Origin of the sequence: Arcicella aquatica (assembly GCF_034928825.1) — a bacterium.
Taxonomy (GTDB): Bacteria; Bacteroidota; Bacteroidia; order Cytophagales; family Spirosomataceae; genus Arcicella; species Arcicella aquatica.
Window position 1 is genome coordinate 1 of record NZ_JAYFUL010000082.1, and the last position, 10,596, is coordinate 10,596.

Consider the following 10,596-nt stretch of genomic DNA (forward strand, 5'->3'; position numbering starts at 1 on the left):
TTGTTTCCCATAATGGGTATGACCATTCTTCTTCGTTGTTACACTACCACAATGACTACAGTTCATTTTACCTTTTTTATGACAAAGATAAATAAAGCATTACATTTTTAGGACTACCATTTATTTAACCGCAGTAACTTCTATTTCAAAATTTAATGGCGAATATGGAGGGATAGTATAAACTCCTTTTGAACTATCATAACTTCCTGCTTGACCATAACCCAATGACGAAGGAAAAACAAAACTACCTTTGTCTCCTAATTTCAGTTTAGAAACAGCTTCTTCAAAACCTGCAACCGTTGAACCTTGTCCTAACACAAAGCTAAAACTTCCTGTATCAAACTGTCCATTATAAATATAAAAGCCATTATTATCTCTTTTCTTAGTAGGATATAATAAATTTCCTGTGTAGCTCACTGTAATCGTTTGTCCAGCCTTCACCAAATCTCCAGTAGGTGTTACTTTAGTAAGAACATATTGTAAGCCACTACTAGTTGAGTTAACCGTTAAACCTGCATATTTAGTCTGTACAAATTCACTCACTTGCTCTACTTCTGTACGAGTAGCAATTAACTGTATCGTTAACATTGTTGGTTCTGTATACTGGCTTGTTTCTGGGAAAATAAATACTCCTTTTTCGCCTTCTTTCAACAAACTAACAGGGACATTTAAAAGACTACTATAAGTTAGATATGGGTAACTAACAGGCACTGATGTTGTACTATCAAGCAAGGTTCCATCCAACTTTCTGTAGGTATAATAAACTTTTACTAATTCTGTTGCCTTTGGGCTTCTTCCTGTGGCATTAATAGTCGTCAGGTTGTAATAAGCTCCAGAGCTAGCATCTTTGGTAAGAGTCAGGTTATTATCTTTACCGAATTGAATTACTTTGTTCTCATTGTCAAGATACCTCTGTGTTGTATCTTCTCCTGAGCTCATGCAACTACTTAGTAAACCTACTATACTAGCCAGCATCAGCCAAAATGTACTTTTGTTCATAATTTATTTATTTTTATTGATCCTTTAATGCTACTATTTCGACTTCAAAAATAAGGGGGGTATATGGCGGTATTGTTGTATTACCAGTTGAACCATATCCCAAAGCAGACCTGAAAATTAATGTTGCTTTTTCACCTAACTTCATTTTATTAATACCAACTACGAAGCCAGTCACAAATGAAGTTGATGATGAACCAACCGTTAAACTCAAAGAGTCTGTTTTACCAACATTGGTATCAAAGACTTCTCCGCTCAGGAACTTACCTGTGTATTTTATCTTAGCTACTTTTCCCGAAATTAAATCTGCCGAGCCATCTCTTGTTTTGATGTATCTAACACCTTCGGTTGTTTTTTCAGTAACTGTAATCTTATTTTTAGCAATATAGTGGTCAATATCGGCTTCTTCGCCGAAAGTGTAGAAATATGAAATATCACAACGCACTGGTTGATTCGCCGCTAGATTCGGAAATGCTACTCCTCCGCCAACTAATCTTGAAGGTAAAATAAACGAACCCGTTTCACCTTCGTGCATTAAATAAAGAAATTTCAAAAAGATATTAGTATTTACTCCGTTATGATAAAACGTAAAAGGCTTATTGGTTAGTACTGACGAGCTATCAATTTTAACACCATCTAGTCTTGTAATTACATAATGCACGCTAATAGTATCTCCCAATATTATTTGGCGACCACTAGGGTTTGCCTTACTGATAGCATAATAAACCCCATTTGAAGCTTTTTGCATCGTTAGGCTTTTACTACTGATATACTGCTGAATTTGTGTTTCGTTTTGTTGGTCGATTACATTCTCTTCCAATACAACTGTTGAAAGACATGAACTGAGCATACACACTAGCGCCCCAAACACTAAAAGGTTTAATAATTTGAACTTCATCATTACTGACTGTTATTTGATTATCAGTTATTCGTTAAATCATAACGAAACTAAACTCCTAAATGAAACGCAAAATAACGAAATCCATTGCTGTTAATTCGTTAAAAACTGTTAAAATGGCATAAAACAAAAAAGGTAAGCAAAAAAGTACAATAAAATCTTTGAAAAAATTAAAATTATGCCTCATTGGGCTATACTTTTAATTTTTTCTACTTCATTGTCCTTCGTACTTACCTTCTTGTAAGGGCTATTGTCCTCCTTTTTTGAAATCGATTGCTTCAACAGTAAATACTAAAGCAGAGTTTGCAGGAATCGGACCTTGAGCAGCTTCGCCATATCCTATTTGAGGGGGAATCAAGAAAGTACCTTTTCCGCCTTTTTTCATCATCAACAATGCTTCATTGAAGCCAGGAATCATACCACCAATAGGCATATCTAATGGACTTGGGCTTTGGTCAAATACTTTTCCATCTAAAAACTTTCCTACATACATACATTTACAAACATCACCAGTTTTTGGTGTTTCGCCAGTACCTTCTTTTGTAATGACATATTGTAAACCTGATGGAGTAGTTTTGAATGCTAATCCAGATTTCTTAACATAATCAGCCATCAATTCTGGTAATTTAGCTTTACGTGTTTCAGCCTCTGCTTTTGCTTTTGCTTGGTCAGCAGCCATATCTTTTTCAAAATCAGCTTTAGACTGTACTTTCAAGATTTTAACTGTATATTTTAAATCTGAACCTTTCTTTAAGAATGGAGGTAATTGTTGTCCACCTTTTGCCAAAGAATCTACAGGAACAAAAATTGTTGCACTATCGCCTACTGAAAGTAAGCGTAATCCATCTTCAAAAGAACCTTTGAAACCTGATACTCCAGCAGGTTGTAACATGGCACGTGCTGGCTGAGAAGCTGAAGATTCTTGAAGAACAGAATCAGTTGAGTTTTGAATTTTAGCAGTAAACGAAATGATATCTCCGTCTTTTAATTTTTTTGCTTTGTCATCGTGACTATGAATTTGGATTTTCACTCCGTCTTTTACTTCTACACGATTCTTGTTACATGCAACCATCATGCTGGCAGCAAACAATACAACACTGATTCTTTTTAACATTTTGTTTGATTTTATTGATTTTATTTTTGTTTTATGACTCAACAAGAGTTTTTATTTTTAAAGGGGTACTGCCAATAATTCTGATTGATACTCTGGTAATATACTAATAAATTTTTCGACGGTTGCATCTAAACCAATCCCTGTAGTTTTTCCACCAGAGGCATTTTTGTGTCCTCCGCCACTAAAATATTTTGAAGCTATTTTATTTACAGCAAACTCTTCCACAGAACGGAAAGACATTTTTACGGCTTCGGGTCTATCTACAATAATAGCCGACATCACCATTCCTTCAATTTGTAAACCATAATTTACAATGCCTTCTGTATCGCCAGTTTGTGAATTAAAACGCTTTAGTTCTTCTTCAGTAACAGTAAAATAGGCAACCCTGTATTCTGGCAACACTACTAGTTTTTCCGAAAGCACATAGCCTAAGAAATTTAGGCGTTCGGCAGTAGTACTATCATAGATTCTACGGTGAATCAGATTGGTATTAACGCCTATTTCCATAATGTCTGCTACAATCCTATGCACGGCTGGCGTAGTACTTGGATGACGGAACGAGCCAGTGTCTGTCATTATTCCTGCATACAAGCATTCACAAATAGCCACATCTAACAAAGCTTCATCTCCTAAAAGAACAATTAACTGGAATATTAACTGTGCAGTAGCAGCGGCATTGGTATCATGATAACTAAACTGGGCAAAATCTTCAGGAAAAGTATGATGGTCAATCATCACTTTGATTGCCTGCGATTGCCTAACAGGCTCGGTCATACTTTCAATACGTGATAGTGCCGAGAAATCTAAACAAAAAATCACTTCAGCCTCAGCAATTAATTTATTAGATTTTGCTCTTAATTTATAATCTTCATAATTGATGACCTCCTCATTGTTAGGCATCCAAAATAAAAATTTAGGGTAATCAGATGGCGTGATTACTGTAATTTGATGTCCCTTCTTTTTTAAATATCTTGCTAGGCCTAATGATGACCCTAGTGCGTCTGCATCGGGTTTAAAATGGGTTGTAATTACAATTTTTTTGGGCGTATTTATCAACTCACGAAAGGCTTCAAGATTTTGCATTATATACGATTGATTATCAGGATATTATGTTTTATTCTAAAAATGAATAGCAAAGTTAGCGAGAATTCTCCACAAAAAAAGCTGCAAGGTTTCTAAAACCTTACAGCTTTGTCGTAATTTTGCAGAAATAATCTATTTAAAATCAGTTTTAGAACCTTTTAATAAGATTTAATGCATTTCAATGACTTCAAAATTACATTCCACACATTTCATAAATCCAAAATATGGCAACTAACAGAACTTTTACAATGATTAAGCCCGATGCGGTAGCTGAAGGTAATTCGGGAGCAATTATTAAAATGATTGAAGAAGCTGGTTTCCGTATTGTAGCTATCAAAAAAACGCTACTTACTAAGGAAAGAGCAGGAGAGTTTTATGCAGTTCACGCTGAAAGACCTTTTTATGGTGAATTATGCGACTATATGTCGTCGGGGCCAATTATTCCAATCATCTTGGAAAAAGAAAATGCAGTATTAGATTTTCGTACTTTGATAGGAGCTACAAACCCTGCTAATGCAGCAGAAGGGACTATTCGTAAAGCTTTTGCTAAATCAGTTCAAGCAAATGCTATTCATGGTTCTGATTCAGATGAGAATGCATCAATAGAAGGATTCTTCTTTTTCGGAGGTATCGAGCAATTCTAAAATATGATGTTAATGATAAATATGAGTAGCAAGGATTATTTTACTACTCGTATTTATCATTATCCCCCAAATCTTCTCCAATAATTCTACTTGCCGCTTGCTTCAATTTTCCAAAAAAGCCCAATGAGCTTTTCTTTCCGTTGGTTTCAGCAGTTTTGGTATTTTCTCTACCATTTTTATTAATACCCGTATTATTATTGATTGGTACAATTGGTATAATTACAGGCGCATCTTTTCTAAGTATTTTATAGCCTTCTTCGCGTTCGTCTATTTCTCTGATTCCTTTCCAAACCAAGCCTACAGCTGTAGAATAAGTTGGATTTTTAATTTCTTCGGTAAACGATCTCCCCAAGTTTTCGTTAGGATAACCAATTCTTACGTCTCTCTGTGCTACTCTTTCAAAAAGCTGATCGATATATGGCATTTGCGCAGTACCTCCTGTGATAACAATACCACAGTTGATTCTATTTAAGTAGCCCGAACGAGTGATTTCGGCTACGACCAATGTCATAATTTCTTTGAGTCTTTCTTCAATGATGATGGCAATATTTTTTACCGAAACTATTTTAGGCTTACGTCCATTAGCACTCGGGATAGAAACTACCTCTTCGATAGCTACTTCTTCCGCAATAGCCGACCCAAATTTCACTTTCAATTGTTCTGCTTGTTCTACAGATACGCCACATCCCTGCTCAATATCAGTAGTAACTGAATCTCCTGCAAATGGTAGTACTGCTACATGCCTAACTATTCCTTTATAGTAAATTACGATTTCTGTAATTCCACTTCCTATATCAACTAGGGCAACGCCTGTTTTCTTTTCTTGTTCTGTCAATACAGCCAATGAAGCAGCCAAAGGAGAATAAACCAATCCACCTTCAATCTCCATTTTATCTTTTGAGCGTTCAATACAGCGTTTTGTTTTATCCAACTCAGCTTGTGGCGAAACAATCATTAAAAATTCGCCTTGCAATTTCAATCCACTAATACCTACTGGTTCTTGAATACCATTGGCAGAGTCTACAGAATATTCCTGAGGTAAATTATGTACAATAGCATTACCCTGCGAAATAAAAGTTCGCTGGGCATCATTGGCAACTTGGTCAACATCTGTAACAGTTACTTCTTCACCACGAGTTTGTCTGGTAATACCAGCCTTATGTTTTGAACTATGTATGTTGGGACCAGCGATACTGGCTACAACTCCTCTGATATGAATGTTAGCTTGGTTTTCAACTTGCTCAATAGCAGACTGAACTGCTTCTATTGTTTTATTGACATTCAACACGACACCCTTGGAGACTCTTCCAGTGGTATCGGCTTTACCCAAACCAAGAATCTCCAACTTGCCCAAACTGTCAAGTCTGCCAGCAACAACACTTACTTGCTTACTGCCTATGTCAAGTCCAACGATTATTTCATTCATGGAAGGTAGAATTTAAATAATTTGTGATAAAAAAAATAGCTCCACAATAAACTTTCCCAATAAGCCACCTAAGGTAACTACTCTTATTGGATAATTATTTACCGAATAATAAAGCTTATGGTAAAATGCCATTTTTACTCACAAATAATCTGATTTCTGTATTTTACACTTACTTTATGATAGGTATCCCACCCTTTTACGGGCAAAATATCCTTATAAAAAATTTTAATTTTCTTAAATTTTGCTTCAATATCAATGCCCATTCCAAATTCTATCACATGATTCCCTAGTTCGGGCACCATTGTAATCCCACCATCTTTCTCAACGATTAATTGTGTTATTTGAGCTTTCCAAAAAGTATCCTCATTGATTGCATTGATTAGTTCTAAGATAGGTTTACTTTTTATTTCTTTTAAATTTTGTATTTTTTCAAAATACCCTCCCGAGAGCAGTAAAACCCTGGGAGTAAAATGCTGAGAAATACCGATAAAATCGCCTTTCTCTGTTACGTAACTATCTGAACTTTTATTAAATAATACTCGGGCGAGTGGTGTGTGTTCTACAATATCTATTGTCATTTCTCCGCTTAAATCTCGGTGAACCTGACACGACTTTACTAATTTATTTAAACTAACTTTTTTTTCTATTTTCTTAAAATCAATCTTATCAAAAGGTTTCCCCTCTGGGCTATCCACTACATTCGGGCTAACAATGGCTAATATTTCATTAGCCGTTACTAATTTACTTTCATTTGCCCCTTCAATTCTTACATTTATCTTCTTACATTTCTGATGATGATGAACATTTTCAGCATAAATTACAATCAACAGTAAGACTATAGCTAGTACTGTTGGCCAAATCCATTTTTTAATTTTTCGTAAGGGGTTCAATGTAATTTAATTAAGGTTATTGTTATCAAGCAATTAGAAAAGCCTATTCATACCCTAATGAAACTAATCATTATACTATGAAAATTTCTAAAAGTTTGAAAAAACCATACGAAATTAAAAAAAATAACTTAAAACCTTCAAATTATTTATTAAAAGGCAATTAAGTACCTAAAAAAGTGGAAAAAGTGTTAATTCTTCTGTTTTTCTAAATATAAAAAAGTATCACAGTACAAAAATCTTTAATAAATAGCTGGGAACTTTGTAGGATAACATTCTGCCATTAATTGGTAGGCCGTATCCACTACATTCTCAACGTTTGGTTTAGAAAAATAGTCGCCATCTGAACTATAAGCTGGTCGATGTGGCACAGCCGCCATACAAACTGGTTTGGCATCTAAATACCTATAGGCATTTTGTCCATCCAATACTTGTTGCATCATATAGGCCGAACCTCCGCCTGGCATATCTTCATCAGCAAATATTACTCTATTTGTTTTCTTAATCGATTCAACAATTCTATGCGAAATATCAAATGGCATCAATGTCTGTACATCTATTACCTCTATAGAAATATCCATGTTTTCTAATTGGCGAGCGGCCTCCATCACAATTCTGCACATTGAACCATAAGTAACAATGGTAATATCCCTTCCTTGACGAATTACCTCTGGCACACCCAATGGTACTTTTGTTTCATACAGATTGACTGGCAATTTTTCTTTCAATCGATAGCCATTCAAACATTCAATGACGATTGCTGGGTCATCCGAACTTAATAATGTATTATACATTCCTGCTGCTTGTGTCATATTTCTTGGCACACACAAATGGATTCCTTTTAAGCCCCCTAATAAAACCGACATGGGCGAGCCTGAATGCCAAATTCCTTCTAAGCGGTGTCCTCTTGTTCTAACAATCAAGGGTGCTTTTTGTCCTCCTACTGTTCTATACTGCAAACACGCTAAATCGTCTGATAAAGTAGCAAAAGGATAAAATATATAATCAAGATACTGTATTTCAATGATTGGACGTAGCCCTCTCATTGCGGCACCAATTCCTTGACCTACTATGGTCATTTCTCTGATACCAGTATCTGTTATTCTCAACGCTCCAAATTTCTCTTGTAAACCTGCCAATGTTTGATTTACGTCCCCAATTTTCCCCACGTCTTCCCCTAAAATAAAAATTCTGGGGTCTGTACTGAACAAATGGTCGAAATTTTTATTTAAAATCTCTCTTCCATCTAAAAGTGGGGAATTAATTTCATACTCTGGCTTAATTTCCTGCACTTTCAATGGCGAATATTTCGAAATACTGAACTGACTAGAATTAAATCGTTGGTCATTCTTAGCATCAGTTTCTTCAAGCCATTTTTTTAAACCTTGCTTAGTAGAAAAGTTTTCCAATCGTAAAGCTCTCAGTGCTTTCCTAGCGGCTACTACATTCTCATGATGAATTGGATTAACAGCTTTGCGTAATTCCTCCGCTATTTTTTTAATCTCAACGCCATTTTCACTTTCAGCAGCAGCTTGGTATAACAAAGAAAGTAAATCTTCTCTTTCTGGCTTTATTGAGGTCATATAAGCAGTCCAAGCAGCTTTCTGGCATGCTTTCGCTTCTTTGATTGCTTCACTATCAATGCTTTCCAACTCTGCTTCAGTAGCAATTCCTTCAGCAATAATCCATTCTCTGAATTTTAAATTACAATCAAAATCCACTTCAAATTTTAGTCTTTCCGCAGACTTATATCTTTCATGTGACCCTGAGGCAGAATGACCTTGCTGTTGTGTAGCATCTTCTACATGTACTAAAGACGGAATGTGGTATTCTCTGGCCAATGTTGCTGCTTTTTGATATGTTTCCATCAAAGCGACATAGTCCCAAGCCTTTACCGTAAAAATTTCTATGCCAGCCCCATCTTCATTTCTTTGATAACCAGCCAAAGCTTTGGAGATAGACGATTTTGTTGTTTGATATTCAGAAGGAACAGATATACCAAAGCCATCATCCCATACTGACATCACCAAAGGAATTTGTAACACCCCCGCCGCATTCACACATTCCAGAAACATTCCTTCTGAGGTAGAAGCATCTCCAATAGTAGAGAAGCATACTTCATTACCATTACGGGTAAATTTTTCTGAAATTTCCTGAAGTTCTGGTTGCTGTCTATATAATTTTGAAGAATATGCCAACCCAACTGCCCTCGGCATTTGCCCAGCGGTTGAAGAAACACCTGCGACAGAATTAAATAATTTTGTTTGGTCAACCCACTCTCCTACTTCATCTAGCCATCGGGTTGCATGATGATTATTCATGGCTCTTCCTCCTGTGTGTGGGTCGAATGCAATGTCTGGGTGTCCGTATAATTGAGAGAAGTATTGCGTCCAAGTCATATCGCCAACTGCGGCTACAATGGTTTGGTCACGATAATATCCTGAAACAAAGTCTCCTGCTTTCATTGCTCTAGCTAAAGCCAGTTGACAAAGCTCCTTACCATCACCATATATTCCAAATTTAGCACGCCCTGCAAAAACTTCCTTTCTTACAATAAGGCTACACTCACGACTCATGCGAGCAACCTTGTAATCAGTCAAGACTGATTCTTTGGTAAATACTATTGTTTCTGACAGAAGTGTGTTTTCCAAGACAGTGAGATGGGTAAAAATGAACGATAATATATAAGTTTCAGTACCAAAAATAACAAAAATTAATTAGGGTAACAAATGTAAAGCTTTCAACAAAGTAATTTATACCCTTGTTAATGATTTGTTAAAACCTATAAAACATTTTGTAAAGCATCTATAAGACTTTATTTTTGTTTTGTGAATTAAGGTTAATTTTTATTAAATTAATCAAAATTTTCATTTTAAAGCATCGTTTAACACTTTGTTATAATTATAATAATTTTCACATTTATTTTAACATCATTTTAAAACAAAACTATTAAAGCTAATATGAAAAAATTACTTTTCGTTTTCGCATTGGTATTTGTTGCTTCTTTTGCTAATGCTCAAGGAGTGATTAAATTCAAATCAGAATCTCATGATTTTGGTAAAATAGAAGAAGGCGTTGTAGCTACTCACGTTTTTGAATTTACAAACACAGGTACTGCTCCAGTTGTTATTTCTAATGCCTCTCCTTCATGCGGTTGTACAACACCAGACTGGACTAAAGAGCCTGTAATGCCTGGTAAAACTGGTAAGGTAACAGCAGCATTTAGCTCGGCTGGTCGTCTTGGTGGTTTTTCAAAAACAGTTACTGTAATAAGTAATGCTGAAACTCCACAAATTGTTTTATCATTTAAAGGCGAAGTTGTTTCTAAAGGTACTCCTGCTGAATCTGCTGCTCCAGCTGCTCCTGTAGCACCTGTAAAAGCTCCAGCCAAAAAGAAATCGACAAAATAAGATTTTTCTAAAATTTTAGAAAAAGAGGCTGTCCAAAAAGTAATTGGCAGTCTTTTTTTGTTATGTTATTGATATTTAGTATTTTAGCTATGTAAATCTTCAATCATGGCAAAGGCACTTTTCAAACCTCTTCCGCTA

General features: G+C 35.6%; 9 protein-coding genes. 2 read left to right on the top strand and 7 right to left on the bottom strand.

Features of this window, described 5'->3' with window-relative positions; translation table 11 throughout:
* Positions 1-120 precede the first annotated feature (120 nt).
* The 4 genes from VB264_RS24565 to VB264_RS24580 all read right to left on the bottom strand — a co-directional run bounded on the left by VB264_RS24565 (position 121) and on the right by VB264_RS24580 (position 4,091).
* Entirely contained in the window at positions 121-999 is an 879-nt protein-coding gene (locus tag VB264_RS24565; RefSeq protein WP_323254001.1) for an FKBP-type peptidyl-prolyl cis-trans isomerase, read from the bottom strand.
* A 13-nt stretch (positions 1,000-1,012) separates the two neighbouring features.
* On the bottom strand, positions 1,013-1,894 hold the full coding sequence (locus VB264_RS24570; protein WP_323254003.1) for an FKBP-type peptidyl-prolyl cis-trans isomerase: 882 nt from the start codon (positions 1,892-1,894) through the stop codon (positions 1,013-1,015).
* Positions 1,895-2,141: 247 nt separating this feature from the next.
* Entirely contained in the window at positions 2,142-3,008 is an 867-nt protein-coding gene (locus tag VB264_RS24575) for an FKBP-type peptidyl-prolyl cis-trans isomerase (RefSeq protein ID WP_323254005.1), read from the bottom strand.
* Positions 3,009-3,065: 57 nt separating this feature from the next.
* Positions 3,066-4,091, bottom strand: coding sequence for a DHH family phosphoesterase (locus tag VB264_RS24580; protein ID WP_309921821.1), 1,026 nt, complete (start codon positions 4,089-4,091; stop codon positions 3,066-3,068).
* Between the two features lie 224 nt (positions 4,092-4,315).
* Between VB264_RS24580 and VB264_RS24585 the strand changes: the two genes are divergently transcribed.
* The gene (locus tag VB264_RS24585; RefSeq protein ID WP_309921818.1) at positions 4,316-4,735 is read left to right on the top strand and encodes a nucleoside-diphosphate kinase; all 420 of its coding nucleotides are present in this window, start codon (positions 4,316-4,318) and stop codon (positions 4,733-4,735) included.
* Positions 4,736-4,778: 43 nt separating this feature from the next.
* Here the strand turns inward: VB264_RS24585 and ftsA are convergent, their stop codons facing one another.
* From ftsA to VB264_RS24600, 3 genes are all read right to left on the bottom strand, one after another.
* Entirely contained in the window at positions 4,779-6,161 is a 1,383-nt protein-coding gene (gene ftsA, locus VB264_RS24590) for a cell division protein FtsA (RefSeq protein ID WP_323254008.1), read from the bottom strand.
* A gap of 134 nt (positions 6,162-6,295) precedes the next feature.
* On the bottom strand, positions 6,296-7,051 hold the full coding sequence (locus tag VB264_RS24595) for a cell division protein FtsQ/DivIB (RefSeq protein ID WP_323254011.1): 756 nt from the start codon (positions 7,049-7,051) through the stop codon (positions 6,296-6,298).
* Between the two features lie 239 nt (positions 7,052-7,290).
* On the bottom strand, positions 7,291-9,624 hold the full coding sequence (locus tag VB264_RS24600; RefSeq protein ID WP_323254015.1) for an alpha-ketoacid dehydrogenase subunit alpha/beta: 2,334 nt from the start codon (positions 9,622-9,624) through the stop codon (positions 7,291-7,293).
* A 384-nt stretch (positions 9,625-10,008) separates the two neighbouring features.
* On the opposite strand from VB264_RS24600, the gene VB264_RS24605 reads away from it, so the two are divergent.
* A complete protein-coding gene (locus VB264_RS24605; RefSeq protein WP_323254013.1) occupies positions 10,009-10,458 on the top strand; it encodes a DUF1573 domain-containing protein in 450 nt (149 codons plus the stop codon).
* Positions 10,459-10,596 lie beyond the last annotated feature (138 nt).